General features: G+C 55.9%; 18 protein-coding genes. 9 read left to right on the forward strand and 9 right to left on the reverse strand.

The features are described 5' to 3' along the window. The coding region (locus AAC019_RS10930) for a fumarylacetoacetate hydrolase family protein (protein ID WP_339898902.1) at positions 1 to 267 on the forward strand (267 nt) is incomplete at its 5' end. Here the strand turns inward: AAC019_RS10930 and AAC019_RS10935 are convergent. The 4 genes from AAC019_RS10935 to AAC019_RS10950 all read right to left on the reverse strand — a co-directional run bounded on the left by AAC019_RS10935 (position 264) and on the right by AAC019_RS10950 (position 5,156). After that, positions 264 to 2,669: an EAL domain-containing protein gene (locus AAC019_RS10935; RefSeq protein ID WP_339898903.1), complete on the reverse strand. Its 2,406-nt coding sequence runs from the start codon at positions 2,667 to 2,669 to the stop codon at positions 264 to 266. The genes AAC019_RS10930 and AAC019_RS10935 overlap by 4 nt on opposite strands. Positions 2,670 to 2,787: 118 nt before the next feature. Next, on the reverse strand, positions 2,788 to 3,651 hold the full coding sequence (locus AAC019_RS10940) for an SMP-30/gluconolactonase/LRE family protein (protein WP_339898904.1): 864 nt from the start codon (positions 3,649 to 3,651) through the stop codon (positions 2,788 to 2,790). Between the two features lie 84 nt (positions 3,652 to 3,735). Then, the gene (locus tag AAC019_RS10945) at positions 3,736 to 4,512 is read right to left on the reverse strand and encodes an SDR family NAD(P)-dependent oxidoreductase (RefSeq protein ID WP_339898905.1); all 777 of its coding nucleotides are present in this window, start codon (positions 4,510 to 4,512) and stop codon (positions 3,736 to 3,738) included. A 224-nt stretch (positions 4,513 to 4,736) separates the two neighbouring features. Beyond that, positions 4,737 to 5,156: a secondary thiamine-phosphate synthase enzyme YjbQ gene (locus AAC019_RS10950; RefSeq protein ID WP_339898906.1), complete on the reverse strand. Its 420-nt coding sequence runs from the start codon at positions 5,154 to 5,156 to the stop codon at positions 4,737 to 4,739. A gap of 191 nt (positions 5,157 to 5,347) precedes the next feature. Between AAC019_RS10950 and raiA the strand changes: the two genes are divergently transcribed. The 4 genes from raiA (at position 5,348) to AAC019_RS10970 (ending at position 10,979) form a co-directional block, all read left to right on the forward strand. Continuing rightward, a complete protein-coding gene (gene raiA, locus AAC019_RS10955) occupies positions 5,348 to 5,683 on the forward strand; it encodes a ribosome-associated translation inhibitor RaiA (RefSeq protein WP_339898907.1) in 336 nt (111 codons plus the stop codon). A 159-nt stretch (positions 5,684 to 5,842) separates the two neighbouring features. Beyond that, a complete protein-coding gene (locus AAC019_RS10960) occupies positions 5,843 to 7,744 on the forward strand; it encodes an alkaline phosphatase PhoX (protein ID WP_339898909.1) in 1,902 nt (633 codons plus the stop codon). A gap of 92 nt (positions 7,745 to 7,836) precedes the next feature. Next, positions 7,837 to 9,453 (forward strand): hypothetical protein, encoded by a 1,617-nt coding sequence (locus AAC019_RS10965; RefSeq protein WP_339898910.1) that lies wholly within the window; start codon positions 7,837 to 7,839, stop codon positions 9,451 to 9,453. Positions 9,454 to 9,842: 389 nt separating this feature from the next. After that, complete coding sequence (locus tag AAC019_RS10970; protein WP_339898911.1) at positions 9,843 to 10,979, forward strand: glycoside hydrolase family 19 protein; 1,137 nt, start codon at positions 9,843 to 9,845, stop codon at positions 10,977 to 10,979. 52 nt (positions 10,980 to 11,031) lie between these two features. Here AAC019_RS10970 and aroE read toward each other — a convergent pair whose 3' ends face one another. The 3 genes from aroE to AAC019_RS10985 form a co-directional block, all read right to left on the reverse strand. Next, positions 11,032 to 11,871, reverse strand: a complete 840-nt coding sequence (gene aroE / locus AAC019_RS10975) for a shikimate dehydrogenase (protein ID WP_339898912.1) — start codon at positions 11,869 to 11,871, stop codon at positions 11,032 to 11,034. A gap of 77 nt (positions 11,872 to 11,948) precedes the next feature. Further along, complete coding sequence (hemF, locus tag AAC019_RS10980; protein ID WP_339898913.1) at positions 11,949 to 12,866, reverse strand: oxygen-dependent coproporphyrinogen oxidase; 918 nt, start codon at positions 12,864 to 12,866, stop codon at positions 11,949 to 11,951. A gap of 65 nt (positions 12,867 to 12,931) precedes the next feature. Next, positions 12,932 to 13,501: a Sua5/YciO/YrdC/YwlC family protein gene (locus tag AAC019_RS10985; RefSeq protein ID WP_339898914.1), complete on the reverse strand. Its 570-nt coding sequence runs from the start codon at positions 13,499 to 13,501 to the stop codon at positions 12,932 to 12,934. A 299-nt stretch (positions 13,502 to 13,800) separates the two neighbouring features. On the opposite strand from AAC019_RS10985, the gene AAC019_RS10990 reads away from it, so the two are divergent. Continuing rightward, a complete protein-coding gene (locus AAC019_RS10990) occupies positions 13,801 to 13,950 on the forward strand; it encodes a hypothetical protein (protein WP_339898915.1) in 150 nt (49 codons plus the stop codon). A gap of 21 nt (positions 13,951 to 13,971) precedes the next feature. Here AAC019_RS10990 and dprA read toward each other — a convergent pair whose 3' ends face one another. Together dprA and AAC019_RS11000 are read right to left on the reverse strand one after the other, a co-directional pair. Beyond that, positions 13,972 to 15,087 (reverse strand): DNA-processing protein DprA, encoded by a 1,116-nt coding sequence (dprA, locus tag AAC019_RS10995; protein WP_339898916.1) that lies wholly within the window; start codon positions 15,085 to 15,087, stop codon positions 13,972 to 13,974. A 61-nt stretch (positions 15,088 to 15,148) separates the two neighbouring features. After that, entirely contained in the window at positions 15,149 to 16,192 is a 1,044-nt protein-coding gene (locus AAC019_RS11000; protein ID WP_339898917.1) for a LysM domain-containing protein, read from the reverse strand. Positions 16,193 to 16,360: 168 nt separating this feature from the next. Here AAC019_RS11000 and def point away from each other — a divergent pair, with 168 nt between their 5' ends. From def to rsmB, 3 genes are read left to right on the forward strand one after another with little or no spacing between them, the layout of a single operon-like run. Then, entirely contained in the window at positions 16,361 to 16,867 is a 507-nt protein-coding gene (gene def, locus AAC019_RS11005; RefSeq protein WP_339898918.1) for a peptide deformylase, read from the forward strand. Positions 16,868 to 16,927: 60 nt separating this feature from the next. Next, entirely contained in the window at positions 16,928 to 17,899 is a 972-nt protein-coding gene (gene fmt, locus AAC019_RS11010) for a methionyl-tRNA formyltransferase (protein ID WP_339898920.1), read from the forward strand. Further along, positions 17,896 to 19,200 (forward strand): 16S rRNA (cytosine(967)-C(5))-methyltransferase RsmB, encoded by a 1,305-nt coding sequence (gene rsmB, locus AAC019_RS11015; RefSeq protein ID WP_339898922.1) that lies wholly within the window; start codon positions 17,896 to 17,898, stop codon positions 19,198 to 19,200. The genes fmt and rsmB overlap by 4 nt, the downstream gene beginning before the upstream one ends. Positions 19,201 to 19,218 lie beyond the last annotated feature (18 nt).

Here is a 19,218-nt window from a genome sequence, read left to right on the forward strand (position 1 = left end):
CGCTACCACGATTTAGAGGCCAGCGACACCCTCAGCCTGCGGGTTAACGAGACGCTAGTGCAACAGGGTAGCTGGCGCGATATGATTTGGCCCATACCCGAGATGGTTGCCGAGATCTCGCGTTACATCACATTAACGCCCGGAGATTTAATTTTTACGGGCACACCTGCCGGGGTCGGCCCGGTCAAGCCGGGAGACATCATGCATGCAGCACTCGATGGTTTTTGCCAGTTAGAGGTGTGTGTTGTAGCGCAAACGCGCCCTTAAAAGTCCGGCAGCGCGGGCAGGTAATTTTGCGCAAAGGTTTCCGGCGGTAGCGGCCGATCAAACAAATAGCCCTGAATCAAAATACCGTCGTACTGACTTAGCCACTGCGCCTGGGCGTCGGTCTCTACGCCTTCGGCAACAATAATCAGATTCATATTTTGGGCAATCGCAATAATCGATGCGACCATGGCCGCATCTTGCGGATCGATCGTGATATCGTCGATAAAGGATTTATCAATCTTCACTTTGTTAACGGGCAATCGCTTAAGATAGCTTAGCGAGCTGTAACCCGTACCAAAATCATCCAGTGAAAAGGTAATCCCCTCGTGTTGCAGTTTGCGCATTTTATCGACAACTTCATCGAGATTATGCAGCGCCGCACCTTCGGTAATTTCAAACTCAAGGCAACTGCCCGGCAGTTTGTATTTGCGCAAAACCGACAAGCACTTGCCCACAAAGTCGGCATCGTAAAGCTGCCGCTCGCTAATGTTAACCGAGACTCTTAACTCAGCCGGAAAGCGCCCAGCCTCTTTATACTGCCGCACAAATTGGCAGACATCATCTAACAGTTGCAAGCCTACCGGATTAATCATATCGGAGTTTTCTAAAAACCCTATAAACTCCGCCGGCTGCACTTGCCCGCGCAGCGGGTGCTGCCAGCGAATCAGTGCCTCGGCTCCCACTAAAGAGCGGGTGTGTAAATCGATTAACGGCTGTAGGTAAAAAACAAACTCGTGCTCCTGAAAGGATGCCCGAATATCAGACTCCAGTTGCAGTAAACGGTTGACCTCTTCTGCCATTTGCGGCTCAAACACCTGGCAGTTACCAATCGCACTGCGCTTGGCTTCATTTAACGCCGTATCCGCTTGCGATAACAATAGCTCAACAGAAACATCCCCCACCGGATAAAGTGCAATACCAATGGTTGCGTTAACGGAAAAGTCTTGATTACCTAACGTTACCGGCAGGCCAATCGTTTCTAAAAAGCGGCTCGCAACGTACTCGGCGCGGGCTCGCGCCTCCTCTATGCTTTCGGATATGTCCGGCATACTTAAAATAAATTCGTCCCCGCCAAGCCGGGCAAGTGTCTCGGGCTCGTGCACACGCTTAGCCATGCGCTGCGACAAATGCAGCAATAACTCATCGCCTAAAGAGTGCCCCATGGTGTCATTAATGCGCTTAAAATCGTTTAAATCAATCAGCAACACGGCACCGTATCGATTACCCGCTTTGCATTTGTGCAGATCTTCCTGCAGTTGCTCTAATATTTTATTGCGATTTGCCAACCCGGTGAGAGTGTCGCGATAGGCGAGATATTCCACGCGCTGTTCTGCCTCTACTAACTCGGTAATATCATTAAGCACCACAATAACGTACACAATATGGTCAGACACAAAAGGCACAAGCGACATCTGGGTTACGTGGTTTTCATTACGCATACCAGAAAAGTCTTGCTGGCGATTAAACAGAGGCGATTGTTTGCGAGACACCCGGGTGACCAATGATTTAATGTGCCCTGCCTCTTTTATGCCTGCCTCGCGCAACATGGCAAAGTAATTATTGCCTAAAACACCGCCAAAGTAGCGCTTAAAGGCCTGATTATAAAACAGCAGCTCGCCGTCACTATTAACCGCAAATACCTGATTGGGGCTGGCGTCTAAGATCAAACTCAACTGCTGCTGTTGATGCTGCAACTCGATATGCTTTTCATTAAAGTTTTTTAACAGGCGGTTGGCTGAATTAACGATATAGCCTAGTTCGTCTTGCTCGTGCTTGCGCAGATGGGGGATAGCATTGACCGGCACTTTGCTCTGATCCAACGCCGCAAAACGGGTAGCCAATGTGACTAACGGCCGGGTTAATAAAAAGTGATAAACCAGAACTAGCACCAGAGCGATACCAATATTGCGCGCCGTACCGGTAAGCAGCACTCGCCAGGCGCGCTGGTAAAACGGGCTCAGGGCCCGATCTTTATTCAATTCTAACAGCAGGGTGCCGGCGGGCGTGTCGGGATCGGCCTGTAAGACATACTCAAACGTTTCAGTTTCACCCACCAACAGCTGGGTCAACCATAATGTTTGACTGGCTTTTACCGGCTGGCGATATTCGGCCATTAGCTTGTGCTGATCGTCGTAGATCGCAATATGATTGAGAAAGTGATACTCACTTAACCCATCAACCACTTGCTCGGCCAGGCGCTCATCAAGTAAAAAAACCGCGCGCTGCGCCGCCGAGCGACTCACCCGACTAATTTCTTCTACGTTTTTGCGAATGTCTTGATAGTGTGTGCGAAAATCGAGATAAACCTGCAAGCTCGCAACCAACACCCCCAACACGACAACCACCAAAAAACTGGTGCGCGCCAATTTATAAGACAGTCGTTGCAAGAGTTCGATGGTCATAGATTGTATTGTGTTGTTTTTATTCGGCCAGCGGATCTTGTTTTACGCCCGGCAGCCAGGCCCAAAACAATGACAGAGTATGCGCCATGACACAAGAAATATGTCTCTGTGGGATCTGCTATGGCCGATAAAAGTCGCAGGCGCGCCCTTGGGCAAAGCCGCGATACACAAACACATTGCCAGCTCGGGGCTCGGCTAAGCGCTGAGACTCGCTCATCCCCTCCCAGGCACTGGTTACGTATAGATCACGATAATCCGGGCCGCCAAAAGCGACACAGCTCGGCTGCGACACCGGCAGGCTAACGCGGGTTAAAATATCACCGAGCGGGCTATAACACACCACCTCTCCGGCGCCCCAATGGGCACTCCAGAGGTTGCCATGGCTATCGGTACAGGCGCCATCGGGGTAGGCACCTTCGGGGGTTTCGACAAAAAGGCGGGGGTTGCTAAAGCGCCCTTGGGCCGAGAAGTCGTAGGCCGTAATTCGCCGGGTTGGCGAGTCGGCGTGATACACGGTAGCGCCGTCCGGGCTCCAGCACAGGCCGTTAGAAATTTGCAGGCCACTCAGCTCGCGGCGGCAGTCGGCGCGCCAACGGTACAGCGCCGAGCTAGCGTTATCGGGCTGTTGCTCGTTCATCGTGCCGGCCCAAAAGCGCCCGGCGGGGTCTACCCGGCCATCGTTAAAGCGCTGCCCGGCAAGCCCCTGCTCGGGCTTTGCATGCCACTGCAACTCAGAGCTGGCGGGCCAATAGCTGGCAATACCCGAGGCAAAGCTCACAATCAAACGGCCGGGATCACTGGTAAAACCGAAAGCCGTTAACCGCTCGGGCACACCAAAACGGGTTAACTGATTGCTGTGCGGGGTAAAGCGGTAGAGCGTGAGGCCGTGAATATCGGTCCACCACAGGCACTGCGCGCTGGGATGCCACAGCACACTTTCGCCCAACTCACAGCCAACGGCTAATTCATTGACTAACTGCACAACCAAACACTCTGCTCGTCAGCTTTACCGGTAGCAATCGTTTTGGGCCGGTACGCCGCACTAACGCGCCCGCCATACGGACTCTTACAGTCGCCCGCCATCAACCACAAACTTCTGCCCGGTAATCATGGAGGCGTCTTCTGAGGCTAAAAACAGTGCCATATTGGCTACATCCACGGGTTTTAAGCGGCGCTGCAAGCGCACGTTTTCCATCCATTTGGCCTCAGCCTCGGGGGTCAGCCACCTTCCAAGCTGTTTGTCGGTCGCCACCCAGCCCGGCACCAGCGCATTGACCCGAATGTTATCGCGGGCAAAATCGGAGGCCAGTGCGCGGGTAAGCCCCAGCAGGCCTGCCTTTGCGGTCACGTAGCTCGGCATTTCCGCCGGGCCGTAAAGTGCATTGATCGAGCTAAAGTTGATAATTGAGCCACCACCGCACTCGGCCATACCCGGGGCAATAGCCCGGGTGGCAAAGAAAGCCGCATCGAGGTTTACCGCCAGCGAGCTGTGCCAACTAGCGTCTTCCAGCGAGCGCGGGTCACAGCGTTTATCGTTCGCAACGTTGTTAATCAGCACATTAAAGGTGCCCAATTGCTGGCTCATCTCTCCAATGCTGGCGCGCAGCGCGGCGACGTCGGTAACGTCGCAGGCGCGAAAGCTCACAGCATCGGCGTAGAGCGCCGCGAGCCCGGCGCAGAGCTCAGAGCCCTCGTCAGCGGCTATATCCACAAACCCCACCTTAGCGCCCTGATACAAAAACGCCTCGACCATGCAGGCTCCAATACCGGTAGCGCCACCGGTAATAAATACCCGCTTGCCGCGAAGGCTTGGGTAGAGCGTTCGCTCTGTGGGTTGTGTCATGGTTTACCTCTAACGGCTTTGTGCGGAATTATCCGAAGCGGTGCAAAGTATAACGTTTTGCGCCCCAAAATGCTGCGCGTCATCCTCACCACTGTGCTCGCCCGCTAATGCGTCTATGCCCCGGCGCGAATAACACGGCAATTCAGCCCTCCCGGTTTTGCCCAACTCAACCTCCTGCCTTTCAATATTTGAGGTATATTGCAGCCCCGGGCGCTAGTGATGACTTACTCTCCTTGTACGGTGGCCACCAGCTTACGCGCGCCGCCGCGGTTGCGGTGCTCACACAAATAAATACCCTGCCAGGTGCCCAGGTTTAATCGGCCGGCGCTAATCGGCACGCTAACGCTGGCACCCAAAATACTGCTTTTTATGTGAGCGGGCATATCATCGTCGCCCTCGTAATCATGGCGATAATAGGGCGCCCGCTCGGGCACGAACTCGTTAAAATGGCTCTCAAGATCAATCTGGACGGTTGGATCGGCGTTCTCGTTGATGCTTAGGCTCGCGGAGGTATGCTGGATAAACAGGTGCAATAAGCCGCACTGAAGCTGACTAATATCGGGCAGTTGGCGCTCTACCTCGTCGGTAATCAAATGAAAGCCCCGCCCCCGTGGCGTCAGATTAAATTCGGTTTGCTGCCACATCACGTTTTCCCCGTTTCTGTTGTCACACTGCAAAAGTACATGAAAATATTATGACATTCGCGCTTGAATTTTACCGGTTTCGGGCGCATGTTTAACAAGAGGCTGGTAAAAAAACACCGCCTCTTTCTGCCGTATTATTAGCGGTACAGTTGTTAATAGTGCTTTTTTCAATGGTACAAGGAATCCAGTGTATGCAAATCCAACTTTCCGGTCACCATGTCGATATCACCGACGCCATTCGTGAATCTGTAAACACCAAATTTGCCAAAGTCAGCTCGCACTTTCCCCAACTGGAGTCTCTATCTGTGACCTTAACGGTCGAGCGCGCCTCCCAAAGTGTCGAGGTGACCACCCAGTATCTGGGCGCCGCCGTCGCGGTCCAGGCTGCAAGCCACGACATGTACGCCGCCATTGCTCAGGCCGCCAAAAAGCTTGAAGCCGCCTTGGCGCACCGCAAGGGCTCGGTTAAATCTAACCGCCACGAGAAACCCCAGCTCGAACAAGAGCCCATCGACGAGGCCTCGTAAGCCTCACCGCCACGGCGCTTTAGCCGTGGCGGCAAGCGCCGCCGTCCTGTTACAAAAATTTCACAGAAACGTCATCGAAGCTGATATTTAACGTCATTTTTCGCCTCTAACGTGTTGGCACTTAAACCGTGCTAATAACTATTGATTGAGGAGAACACAATGACGTTTCGGCTAAATGGTAAAGGAAAGCTGGCACTGGCAATGCTAAGTGTTATGGCGTTGGCCGCCTGTGATGGCGACGACGGTAGCGACGGCGCCACCGGCGCTCAGGGCCCGGCCGGCCCCGAAGGCCCGCAGGGCCCTGCGGGTGCCGACGGTAGTGATGGCTCAGACGGCAGCGGTGGCGGCGGCAACGCCAGCCTAATGACTCCCGGCCTGACCCGCCTGGCCACTGTGCCAGCGGGCGCCGAGGTTACCGGTGCTTTTGCCACCGAAGACGGCGACTTATTTTTTAACGTGCAGCACCCCGATAGCGCCAACAGCGCCACCGACGCCGACGGTAAAACCTTTAACCACGGCACGGTTGGGGTCTTAGCTGGCGTCAATATCAATCAACTGCCGAAACACTTGATCTCGGTCGGCGTGCCTGACACCGAGCAAGAGCGTCAGACCGTTCAGGTTGCCTACGGCGAGTATCAGGTCATCGCGCAAACCATGGATACCTTTGGCGGCGCTATGCCAGAGGGGCTGGGCACAGTTCTGGCCAGAGACAAATCGACGGTTGTCGCCTCCATCGACGACCCCGACTTTAACGGCTTTGTCCCCACCGGCGACAATCAGGGTTACCTGTTCACCAACTGGGAGTCAATTCCTGGTGGCATGAGCCGCTTAAAGCTCAACAAAAACGCCAGCACCGGTTATTGGTCGGTCGACAGCAATGACGTACAAATGCTCGATTTTGGCATTTACGGCACCATCGCCAATTGTTTTGGCTCGGTTTCCCCCTGGGGCACACCGCTCACCTCTGAGGAGTGGGGCAACCAGGGCGACAGCACCGAAGAGTGGAACGATCCTTCGTTGCAAACCAGCCGCGATGCGCTGGCCATGTACATCGACCCCACCGCCACCGACGCCGATGGCGCCTCGAGCTTCCCCAACACCTATCGCTATCACTACATCGTCGAGATCACCGAGCCCACCAGCGACACCCCCGTGCCGGTTAAGCATTACACGCTGGGTCGCTTTGAGCACGAAAACTCGATTGTGATGCCCGACCAAAAAACCGTTTACCTGTCACAGGATGACACCGACGGCGTCCTGTTTAAATTTGTCGCCGATACCGCCGCCGACCTTTCGTCGGGCACCTTGTACGGCGCCAAGCTCACCCAGGACGCGGGCAGCTTTGAACCACTGACCACAGGCTTTGACATTGAGTGGATCGAGCTGGCCCACAGCGACAACACCACCATCGACGGCTGGATCGCCGACTTTGACGACATCACCACCGACGACTTTGTCGAAGGTCAAAGTAACTACCTAACCGACACCGATGCCGAAGCATGGGCCGCAGGAGAAGCCAACTACCCAAGCGTTGCCAACGGTGGCGGCAGCACCACAGCGGGCATGGCGATGGACGATCGCATCGCGTTTTTGGAGTCACGCAAAGCCGCTCGCGCGAAAGGCGCCACCGCCGAATGGCGCAAGTTTGAAGGTATCTACGCCAATCAAAAACGCGCCCAGGAAGCGGTTGAAGGCACAGATTTAGTTGCCGGTGAAGATGTATCGCAAGCCTACGTTTACTTTGCCATTGCCGATATGGACAACGGCATGATTGACGACGAAGGTGATATGCAGCTGTCACCACGGGTAAAAGATTGTGGTGGTGTTTACCGTATGCCGCTGCTTAGCGGCGCCGACGCTTACAGCACCAACCGCATTGAGCCGGTGGTTATGGGTTCTACCTACCGCTCTACTCTGGACGGTGCGCTGCGCTGCGACGTAAACGCTTTGTCACAACCGGACAATGTGATTGTTCTGGACGACGGTCGCCTGATTATCGGCGAAGACGGCTTCCAGGAGAACAATACCATGTGGATGTACGACCCAAGCGTTAATGATTAATTGAACAACAATAATTGATTGTTACAGGAGCCGCACCGCGGCTCCTTTTTTCGTTTATGCGATAGCAATATCCAGTACCCATAGGCAACACCATGACCCGATTACTGACCCCCCTATTCTGTATTGTGGCTGCGCTGTTAACAGGCTGCGACAAAACCCCGCAAAGCCTGACCCAAACCGCCGACGCCGAGCCCGTGCACGCGCCCGAGGAGTACATAACTCACAATATTACCTATAACCCCGAGGCCGTTATTCCGCCCCAGTGCTATACCAAAACCGAGGGTAAAAATAACCCCTGTTATATTTGCCATCAAAGTTACAGCGATGACCGCTCGCGCCCCAACATCATGAACGATGGTTTTTTACAGGGCGCCTACGACTTTTCGGATATTGGCAACACCAACCGCTGGAGTAATTTATTTAAAAACCGCAGCGCAGAAATTAACGCCATCAGCGATGAGTTTATGCGTGACTATATCAATCAGGATAACTACTCTGCGCTGGCAGCCTGGTTTCAAACCGACGCCTGGAGCGGTCGCGCACCGGTTATTAAAAACCTCGCCGACGGCGCCGCCGCCTTTGATGAAAACGGCTTAGCGCGCGACGACAGCCGCTGGGTTGCCTTTAATTATAAACCCGTGCCCAGCACTTTTTGGCCCACCAACGGCTCGACCGATGATGTGATGATTCGGCTGCCCGATGCCTTTAGCGAAATCGACGGGCAGTATTCACGCGATGTGTACTTTGCCAACTTAACTCTGGTAGAAATGGCCATCGTCGATAAAGACCACTTGCCCAGTATTGCGCTAGATGAAGCCGCTAGCGGCATCGATTTTAATGCCGACGGGCAGTTAGACTCAGCCGTGCAATCCGTCGCACGTGCTACTCACTACTTTGGCGATGCCAAAGACATCAGCGTGGCCCACATGCTTTATCCCGAGGGCACCGAATTTTTGCACACAGTGCGCTATGTAGGCATCGACGCTAACGGCGGCATTACTAACGCCAAACGCATGAAAGAAGTGCGCTACATGCGCAAAGACACTTTTATGCCCAAAGAGCGCTTAGTAAACAGCTACTACCGCGAAGCCAAAGAAAAACATTTTGGCAACTTGCCCGCCGTGGTTAACCACAACGACCGCGGCATGAGCAACGGCATGGGCTGGCTACTGTGGGGCTTTATCGAAGATGCCGGCGGCGCCATGCGCAGACAAAATGATCAAGAACAATTTTTTTGCATGGGCTGCCACAAAACCATCGGCACCACCATCGACCAAACGTTTGCCTTTGCGCGCAAAAAACCGGGGGCCAGCGGCTGGGGTTATATCGATTTAAAGTCCCTTACCGATGCACCTAACATAGGCGAAACTCAGGGCGAGTACTTAACCTACCTGGAGCGCGTGGGCGGCGGCGATGAGTTTCGCCAAAACGCCGAAATGCTTGAACGTTGGTTTGACAAGCAAGGCACCGTTAAGCATGAAAAAGTTGCGGCGCAAGACACTCTGTACGATTTAATTACTCCGTCACCGGAGCGAGCGTTAGATTTAAACAAGGCCTATTACCGCATCGTGCAGGAGCAGAGCTTTTTGTTTGGGCGAGATGCAGTGCTGACCCCGGCCGATAATGTTTACCAAACCATCGACACGGCTATTGCACCGCTGGCTAGTGAACACCGCTACGGCTGGGATATTCGTTTAGATTGGGACTGATCTTCAAGGGGGCCATGCCCCCTCCTTTTACGCTGTTTGCCTATTTATCTCCCCGCCACGCACTGATTATCTGAATTAGATCTCACTCTTGTCAGGGTAAAATTGACAACGTTGTCTAACTCACCTATGGTCAAACCTGCCCTCACCCGGTGAAGGCCGCGCGTAGTCCACCTGACAATAACCTTAACTCGCGCAACTGTTTACCCATAACGCTATACATGACGATAACCGCAAAGATGTAGCTGAAAAAAGTCAGCGCAGAATCCATGTTTAGGCGCCCGCCCACCGTCTTTAAACTGTTGTATGGAAACGCGTAATAGCGGTGTGGTGAAAGCCCGCTCAAACCGAGCGGTATCACAATAAACCCTATGCACAGAAAGGACGTCACTATGAATACATTTAGCAAAATGGCGCTGTTTGTCATTGCCCTACTGGGGGCGCAGCAGGCGCTCGCGTACAACTGCTCAAGCGTACCGCAATATGCCGATGGCAGCTCATACGGCAATGGTGCGATCGTTAAAAACAACAACACCGCGTATCAATGTAGCGTCGGTGGTTGGTGCTCTGTCGGCGGGCCTTACGCGCCCGGAGACGGCTGGGCCTGGAGCAATGCCTGGAACGAGCTAGGCGCCTGTAATGGCGGTAGTAACTCCTCATCCAGCAGCTCTAGCTCTTCGTCTGTCAGTTCATCCAGCTCATCCTCCGCGGGCAACGGCACCTGTCCGCAATGGTCGTCATCGGCTGTGTATTACACCGGCGATGTCGTCATCTACAACGGCTCTTATTATATTGCCGAACACGATAACCCCGGCTACGACCCGACCATCAGCACCTGGTTCTGGAACCCCACCCAGTCTTGCCCCGGTGGTAACGGCAGCAGTAGTTCCTCGTCGGTACCCAGTGGCAACGGCTTCTCGGCAATTGTCAGCGAAGCGCAATTCAATCAGATGTTTCCCAACCGCAATACGTTTTATACCTACGCGGGCTTGGTAAACGCCGCCGCCACTTTCCCGGCGTTTGCCACCAGCGGCAACCTCACCACGAAAAAACGTGAGGCTGCCGCTGCACTGGCTAACTTCTCGCACGAAACCAGTGGTCTTTATTACATCAACGAGATTGCTCAGGGAACTTACTGCTCGGGTACCTCCACCGCCTGTGGTGTCTGCGCGCCGGGTAAAAAGTATTACGGCCGCGGCCCAATTCAGTTAAGTTGGAACTACAATTACTGCACCGCCGGTCAGGCGCTGGGTCTGGATTTATGGTCTAACCCCGATCAGGTTGCGCAAAACCCGACAACCGCATGGCGCACAGCGCTTTGGTTTTGGATGACCCAAAGCGGCGCAGGCTATCGCCCGGCGCATACCTCGATGGTTAACGGCAATGGCTTTGGCGAGACGATTCGCACCATTAACGGATCGCTTGAGTGTAATGGCGGTAACCCAGGGCAAGTGCAAAGCCGGATTAATACTTATCTCGACTTTACTCAGATACTGGGCACAACACCCGGCAATAATTTAGATTGCTAACACAGATCAAGTACCCGCCGCGCGCGGCGGGTACTTTTTATTGGTAGGTTTCTTACTGCTTATTTTTTGCGTCGCTCATTTTTTGCCGCAACTGGGTAATCACCGGCACAACCTCTGGGCGAATGTGGCGCCAGGCATAAAATGACTCAGCCGCTTGCCCCACTAACATCCCCAAGCCATCGGCTACCTTCGCCGCACCATGCTCCGTGGCCCAGCGCATAAAAATCGTCGGTTCGGCGGCGTACATCATGTCGTAACAAGCCGCGTCGGCTGCCAGTAAATCGTCCGGTAATGGTGGCAAGCTGCCATGCAAACTGGCCGAAGTGCCGTTGATGACCACATCAAACTGTTTGCCCGTTAATGCCTCCAGAGCGGATCCACACACCGAACCCAACTCGTGAAAATCCCGCGCCAGCTCTTCAGCTTTACTGGCGGTGCGATTGGCAATACATAACTCGCCGGGGTTTTGCGCCAACAAAGGCTCCAGCACGCCGCGCACCGCGCCACCGGCGCCCAGCACCAATACCCGCTTGCCCGACAACTCCCAACCCAGGTTAAGCATATCGTTAATCATGCCAATGCCGTCGGTGGTATCTCCGGTCACCGAGCCATCCATCTGGCGGGTCAATAAATTAACGGCCCCAGCGCGCTGGGCTCGTTCAGTTAAGACGGTCGCGTAGGCAAAAGCATCTTGCTTAAAAGGTGCGGTGATATTTAAGCCGTGGCCACCTTCTTTAAAAAAAGCATTGGCCGCGTTGGTAAACTCGCCCTCTTCTACCAACTGCTTGGTGTAAGTCATGTCCTCACCGGTTTGCTCGCAAAACTGACGATGAATCGCGGGGGACTTGCTCTGAACTATGGGGTTGCCGAATACGGCGTATGTATCACTCATGGGGTACCTATTGGTCAACGAGCGGCAAACCTACCAGAGAAAGTTTACCGAACGTTTACGCTGTTCAATTATTGTTATTAAAGCCAGTCGCGCGGCGGTAAGAATTCTTCCGTCAATCGCGCTTCGGCTGATTGTGGCTCGGGCTGCCAATCGTAATCCCAGCGCACCAGCGGCGGCAGGGACATTAAAATAGACTCGGTACGGCCACCGGTTTGCAAACCAAACAAAGTGCCGCGATCGTAAACCAAGTTAAACTCCACATAGCGGCCACGGCGATACAACTGAAACTGCCGCTCGCGCTCGCCAAAAGAAGTATCCTTGCGCCGGGACAAAATAGGCGCATAAGCCGGCAAATAACTATTGCCCACGGCCTGCATTAGGGCAAAGCTGTCACTAAAGCCCAGCTCGTTGACATCATCAAAAAATAAACCGCCCACGCCGCGCGCCTCATTGCGATGCTTTAAGTAAAAGTAGTCATCACACCAGGCTTTAAAGCGGGGGTAGACATCATCGCCAAAAGGCGCACAGGCGTTGCGGGCAGTTTGATGCCAATGCTTACAGTCGTCAACAAAGCCGTAGTAAGGTGTTAAATCGTAGCCGCCGCCAAACCACCATACAGGCGCTTCGCCGGGTTTTTCGGCGATAAAGAAGCGCACGTTAGCATGGCTGGTAGGCGCGTAAGGATTACGGGGGTGGATCACTAGCGAGACCCCCATCGCCTCAAACGAGCGGCCGGCGAGCTCGGGCCGGTGGGCTGTGGCCGAAGCCGGCATCTGGGTGCCGTGCACATGAGAGAAGTTAACACCGCCCTTTTCAATGACAGCGCCGTCGGCCAACACCCGCGAGCGGCCACCGCCACCCTCGGCCCGAACCCACTCATCCTGCTCAAACTGACCGCCATCGATATCGGCCAAACCGGCACAAATTTCATCCTGCAGCTGCAGCAGGTACTGCTTTACGGCGTGTTTGTCCGGGGCACTTGAATCTTGGCTCATGCTAGCTCCATCGCTGTGCGGACCCCTTTATCAGAGGCCGCAATACCTAATTGCGCGCCGGGCTATTAACCGGGCCGGTGTATTCTACCTGTTTGCAGGTCACGTATCTCGGACGGCTGAGTGCGCGCGCCAACCTGGCCGGGCGCAATTGCCTGAATCTGATCGCCAAAGTACTGCTGTACCTGAGCGCTGGTGCGGGCGGGCTCCTGGCCCTGAGGGTTCGCAGAGGTACTGACCAAAGGTCCCCCAAAAGCCAAACACAATGCCTTTGCAACCGGGTGATCGGTGACACGCAGGGCAACGGTTTCAAAGTCACCGGTTATCCAATCCGATGCTTGCCCGTGGTTAGGGACGAGCCAGGTTACCGGGCCCGGCCAACTGGCGACGAGCCGATCCCGATCAGATGCCTCAAGAGGCGCTAGCCAAGGCTCAATCTGTGCGAGGTTAGCGGCGATTAAAATCACGCCTTTCGCTTTGGCGCGCCGCTTAAGCGCCAGCAGACGCTCAATAGCCTGGGGGTTATTAGGGTCAGCCCCCAAACCCCACACAGCTTCTGTGGGGTAGGCGATGACGCCGCCGGTTTTTGCCGCCTGCGCCGCTGCTGCCACCTCGTGTATAACCGTCGGTTTACTCACAGACTTACTGACTCACTCGTTTTTTGCAGAGCCCGCTCCCATCCAAGTCGCAACAAATGGCTTACTCATGGGAAGTACTCCGCTGGAAAAGCGGGCAAATTTACAGTAACAGCCCTCTGCTGACAAGAATGTTGCGGGGTAATCGTACAAGTTTTGGCCACTTGTAGGCGCCAAATCAGACTCGCTTGATTTAGATCAATACGCTTTTTTACCGCGGGGGCATGATAAGGCTTAGGTTATACGCGTGAAGCGTCTCGCACCCAACCTCTCACCCAACCGTCGCCGCAGGAGACGAGCTTATGATTGACACCGTTTTATTACTGAGCCTTGCCACCGTGGCCGCTATTTTAGTTATGGCGGGTTATCTCGGCCATTACGCTTATCGGCATATTCAAGCGGACACCCGCGCTGCCGGCAACCGCGAACTACCGCTTGAACCCCGGCCTTAATGTGCGGCCCGCTCCTGCCACTTAGCAGCGACAAAAATAGCTGCCGCTCTGACTCACCAGGCCTTCAAGCTCCAGCGTCATGAGTTGCGCCGCCAGTGCGCCCGGCTCCAACCCGCTGCGCTGGCACAGGGTATCGAGACTGACGGGATCGTAGCCGATTAGCTCCAATAGCTTTCGGTCGGCGCTCGACATCGACGATACCGCAGGCGCGGGCACAAGCTGTTGCGACTTAAACGCCAGCGCGCCGCCAAGCTCTTCGACGATATCATCGGCCGACTCCACCAGCTTTGCCCCGCGTTTAATCAGTGCGTGGCAGCCCTTTGCCATAGGGTTATGAATCGAGCCCGGAATCGCAAACACCTCGCGCTCGTGCTCCAGCGCGTAGCGCGCGGTAATCAGCGAGCCACTTTTAACCGCGGCCTCGGCTACCAAAGTGCCGAGGCTTAAACCACTAATGATGCGATTGCGCCTCGGGAAGTTACTGGCCGTCGAGCCGGTTCCCAGCGGAAACTCCGACACCAGTGCCCCGCCGTTAGCGACGATCTCCGCCGCCAACTGCCGGTGTCGCGCCGGGTATACCCGATCGATGCCTGTGCCCAGCACTGCGATGGTCACACCACCGGCGTCCAGAGCACCGCGATGGGCGCAGGCATCTACCCCCAAGGCCAAACCGCTGGTAATGGCAAAGCCGCCGGCGGCCAAATAGCGGGCAAACTCGTGAGCATTATTGCGTCCGCCAGCACTGGGGTTGCGGGTGCCGACAATGGCCAGTTGCGGCAGCTCGATAGCATCCACCGCTCCTCTAACGTACAACAGCGCTGGCGCACAGGAGATTTGCGCCAATAAGCTCGGGTAGTCATCCTCGCCCCAGGCAATAGCGCGCACATCCGGATGCTCGTCGAGCCACGCGAGCTCATTGGCAACCGCGTCATGCCACTCGTGCTGAAGATCATCGCGCACCCGGCGCAGCAACTGTAGGCTCGAAGGTTCCAGCCAGTACTTAAGTGCGGCGGCATCGGCGCTATAAATCGCTGCGGTCGAGCCAAAGTGGCGATGCATATCGCAGTAGGTTGTCGCCCCGAGGCCGGGCAAGCGTAATAACGTAAGAAGTGAAGCGAGAGAGGTTTGACCATCCATAGTCACAGCATCCTTGCTATGGGGCGCCCCAGGGTTGGAGCGCCGCGTGTATCAAAAAGTATTAGGGGTTGCGCAGAGCATCGCCCACGGCCATGGGCCGGGTAGCTTCCATCACAATGGCAAAGCTGAGCTTGTCGAACGTGCTGAACACCATCGCCAGGCCGGCTCGCTCATCGGGCAGTTGAATGCGCTCGCCAGCGACCCGGTCATCCACCAGCTCGCCGCGCACATACACCTGAAACACGTTGCCCACCTGGACACCGTCGCGATCACCCTTACTGATAATCACAATGTCCATTTTACCAATTTTGGACACGCCACCTTCAACCGCCAGAATCTCGGCTTCGATAGGAAAGTCAGGGGCGCTGGGGTAAAAAATCGAGTCAACCGAACGCTCGCGGGCTGGCAACAGCACATCACCGGCGCGAATCTCTTCGTACGAGCGGGTGATCATCAGAGTACCCACCTCGCCCTGCACGTTATCGACCCGGGCACCGCCCACACCTAACGCGTGGATGCCTAACAACTCATCGGTTTCTTCATCGACAAATTTCTCGCCTTCGCGAAAGATGTTGTAGTTGTCGATTTCGTCATCAAAGGTGCCGCGTGCGTAGCCTACGTCACCTTTACCCACAATCAGGCGGCGCTCGGGGCCGGCCAGCATATAGGGTGAGCCCTCAATTTCGTCGGGCATGACAATGCGCGAGCGCGACAGATAGGTGGCGATTTTATCCAGCGGTACCGCCGGAATCGCCTCCTCTAATGGCATAACACGAATGGTGGGTTTCAGTTTAGCGTCGCCACCAGGTGCCATGCGCACGGTGCGATCTACCGTTAAGCGTGGCTGGCCATCGATATAAACCAGACGAACCACGTCACCGGGGAAAATAAGGTGCGGATTATCGATGTCAGGGTTGGCGTGCCAGATCTCGGGCCACATCCAGGGCGACTGCAAAAACATATCCGAGATGCCCCACAGTGTGTCGCCTTTCACAACGACATACTCATCCGGTGAATCAGACTTGAAGGCCGCCGATTCGGCCCAAGAATAGAGACTGGCGACCGACAACGACAGCGCCAGAACAGCAAAAATCATTTTTTTCATAGAAACCGATCCTGTTTTTGTTCGGCCCTGAGCGGTTTAGTCGTTATAATAGCTTACTGCACTTGGCGAAGCGAATCGCTAGGCGCATCTAACCTCAGGGTAATTCCTGTGCGATCATCATGTTAGCAGCGGTTGTTACCCTTTTACTAGAAGTTTGTCACAAAGCTTATGGCCCTATTAGAAATACTTGAGTTTCCCGACCCTCGTCTGCGCACCATCGCCAAGCCAGTCGAGACCGTCGACGACAGCGTACGCGAGTTAATCGACAATATGTTCGAGACCATGTACGCCTGCCCGGGTATCGGCCTCGCCGCCACCCAGGTTAACGTGCACCGGCGCATCGTGGTCATCGATATATCCGAGGATCAAAGCCAGCCACTGGTACTGATTAACCCTGAAGTCACGGTGCTGGGAGAAGATCAGGCCCCTTACGATGAGGGCTGCCTATCGGTGCCCGGCTTTTACGAAAGCGTCGACCGCCCCACTGAGGTCAAGGTGAACGCGCTCGACCGCGACGGTAACCCCTTCGAGTTAATACCCGACGGATTACTGGCCGTGTGTATTCAGCACGAGCTGGATCATTTAAACGGCAAGCTGTTTGTCGACTATATTTCTCAGATCAAACGCCAGCGCATTCGTAAAAAGCTCGAAAAACAACATCGCGCCCGCGCCTAACGGACGGCGAGCCGATAGTTTTATCGGCTCGCTATCAACCGTCTACCATTAAGGAACTCCATGACCGCACCGCTGCGCCTCATATTTGCCGGCACCCCAGAGTTCGCCGCCGCGCATCTGGACACTCTGCTCACCGGCCCCCATCAAGTGGTCGCCTGCTACACCCAGCCCGACCGCCCCGCCGGACGCGGCAAAAAGCTTAAACCCAGCCCGGTCAAAGAGCGCGCTTTAGCAGCGGAGATCCCCGTACACCAACCCCTAAGCTTAAAAGACGCCGACGCCCAGGCCCTGCTGGCCAGCTACAACGCCGACGTTATGGTAGTGGTTGCTTACGGATTATTGTTGCCCAAGGCGGTACTGGATACTCCTCGCCTGGGCTGCATCAATGTGCACGCCTCTTTATTGCCGCGCTGGCGCGGCGCGGCACCTATTCAGCGCGCCATTGAAGCGGGCGATGCCGAGTCCGGGGTGACCATAATGCAAATGGACGTCGGCCTGGACACCGGCGATATGCTCAATAAAGTACGCTGCGAGATAACCCCGGAGGAGACCGGCGGCAGCCTGCACGACAAATTGCAGGCCCTGGGCAGCCCGGCCCTGAACGACACGTTAGCGCAGCTGGCCAGTGGCACCGCCGTTGCCCAGGCGCAGGACGACGCGCTCAGCAATTACGCCCCCAAAATCACCAAGGCCGAGGCCGAGCTCGACTGGCACCAAAGTGCCGAGCACCTCGGGCAAAAAATTCGCGCTTTTAACCCGTTTCCGGTGGCGTTTTGCCGCCCGCAAAAAGCGCCCGATACCCGCATTAGAGTCTGGCAGGCGCATATCGGCCCGCAGACCGACGCGGCGCCCGGCACCATCGTCGCTATTGGCAGCGATTACCTGCGCGTTGCCTGCGGCACCGGCTCGCTGCAACTCACCCAGCTGCAGCTGCCCGGCAAGCGCGCGCTACCCGTAGCCGACCTACTGCGCGGCAACGCCAACTTATTCAGCGTCGGTGAAGGGTTTATGCAACCAGAGGCAACCCTTTGAAGCCCCGGGTTGCCGCCGCCCGTGCCCTCGCCGAGCTGCTGCGCGGCAAAGGTTCACTGTCCAGTGCCCTGCCAGTTTGGCAAAGCAAAGTTAGCGAGCCCGACCGCGCGCTGGTGCAGCAGCTTTGCTACGGCACTATGCGTTATTACCCCAGACTAAACGCCTACCTCGGGCAATTGCTCGATAAACCCCTGCGCAGTAAAGATAGCGACATCACCGCGCTACTCTTACTGGGTTTATACCAGCTGGAATACACCCGTATTCCCGATCACGCCGCCATCGGTGAAACCGTGGCTGTGGCGCGGGTGCTAAAAAAGCCCTGGGCAACTAAGCTGGTAAATGGTGTGCTGCGCCGCTTTCAGCGCGGCAGCGAGGTTTTACGTGAGACGCTGGCCAACAACCCAGAATTTACCAGCTCGCACCCGCGCTGGCTGCTGGACGCCTACACCCAGGCGTGGCCTGACAGCGTCGAGCAGATAATCGCCGCCAACAACGCCCACCCACCCTTTACCTTGCGGGTCGACCTCAACCAGTGCTCGCGCGAGGACTACCTCGCCCAGCTGGCTGCCGAATCGATCGCGGCGCAGCCCTGCCCGCACAGCGCGGCAGGCATTACCCTCGAGCAAGCCTGCAACCCCACCGGCTTACCCGGCTTTAACGCGGGCGTGCTAAGCGTGCAGGACGAAGCCGCACAGCTGGCCGCCCCGTTAATTGAGCTAGCACCCGGCCAGCGAGTGCTGGACGCTTGCGCCGCGCCGGGCGGCAAGACCGGCCATATGCTGCAGAGCCAACCGGCACTGGCCGAGATGGTGGCACTCGATTTAGAGCCGCGGCGCCTGAGCCGCGTCAGTGAAAACCTTACCCGTCTGCAGGTCACCGCCACCACCATTGCCGGCGACGGCACACGCCCGGATGATTGGTGGAATGGCGAGGCGTTTGACCGGATTTTGTTGGACGCGCCCTGCTCGGCCAGCGGGATTGTGCGGCGCCACAGCGACATCAAACTGTTGCGCTCCCCGGACGATATTGTCCGTTTAGCCGCCCTACAAGGTGAGCTGTTGGATGCCCTGTGGCCCACATTGGCCGAGGGCGGCATCTTGCTGTACGCCACTTGTTCGGCTTTACCGGCCGAAAACTGCGACGTTATTGCGGCCTTTTTGGCTCGCACAGAAAGCGCCCGCGAAGAGCCGATCGAAGCGGCCTGGGGGCATCGCCAAAGCCACGGCCGCCAACTACTGCCACAGCCGGACGGTCACGACGGCTTTTACTACGCCCGGCTGAGAAAAGCCGTCCCGGCGTAGCCAAGTGGCGTCTAAAAG

The sequence above is a fragment of the uncultured Gilvimarinus sp. genome, from assembly GCF_963975215.1.
In the GTDB taxonomy this organism is placed as follows: Bacteria; Pseudomonadota; Gammaproteobacteria; order Pseudomonadales; family Cellvibrionaceae; genus Gilvimarinus.

Bases quoted from the DNA above. Each gene is read 5' to 3' on its own strand.
- AAC019_RS10935 (WP_339898903.1), bottom strand. From the start codon at position 2,669: ATGACCATCGAACTCTTGCAACGACTGTCTTATAAATTGGCGCGCACC.
- AAC019_RS10945 (WP_339898905.1), bottom strand. From the start codon at position 4,512: ATGACACAACCCACAGAGCGAACGCTCTACCCAAGCCTTCGCGGCAAG.
- AAC019_RS10950 (WP_339898906.1), bottom strand. From the start codon at position 5,156: ATGTGGCAGCAAACCGAATTTAATCTGACGCCACGGGGGCGGGGCTTT.
- raiA (WP_339898907.1), top strand. From the start codon at position 5,348: ATGCAAATCCAACTTTCCGGTCACCATGTCGATATCACCGACGCCATT.
- AAC019_RS10960 (WP_339898909.1), top strand. From the start codon at position 5,843: ATGACGTTTCGGCTAAATGGTAAAGGAAAGCTGGCACTGGCAATGCTA.
- AAC019_RS10965 (WP_339898910.1), top strand. From the start codon at position 7,837: ATGACCCGATTACTGACCCCCCTATTCTGTATTGTGGCTGCGCTGTTA.
- AAC019_RS10970 (WP_339898911.1), top strand. From the start codon at position 9,843: ATGAATACATTTAGCAAAATGGCGCTGTTTGTCATTGCCCTACTGGGG.
- aroE (WP_339898912.1), bottom strand. From the start codon at position 11,871: ATGAGTGATACATACGCCGTATTCGGCAACCCCATAGTTCAGAGCAAG.
- hemF (WP_339898913.1), bottom strand. From the start codon at position 12,866: ATGAGCCAAGATTCAAGTGCCCCGGACAAACACGCCGTAAAGCAGTAC.
- AAC019_RS10990 (WP_339898915.1), top strand. From the start codon at position 13,801: ATGATTGACACCGTTTTATTACTGAGCCTTGCCACCGTGGCCGCTATT.
- dprA (WP_339898916.1), bottom strand. From the start codon at position 15,087: ATGGATGGTCAAACCTCTCTCGCTTCACTTCTTACGTTATTACGCTTG.
- AAC019_RS11000 (WP_339898917.1), bottom strand. From the start codon at position 16,192: ATGAAAAAAATGATTTTTGCTGTTCTGGCGCTGTCGTTGTCGGTCGCC.
- def (WP_339898918.1), top strand. From the start codon at position 16,361: ATGGCCCTATTAGAAATACTTGAGTTTCCCGACCCTCGTCTGCGCACC.
- fmt (WP_339898920.1), top strand. From the start codon at position 16,928: ATGACCGCACCGCTGCGCCTCATATTTGCCGGCACCCCAGAGTTCGCC.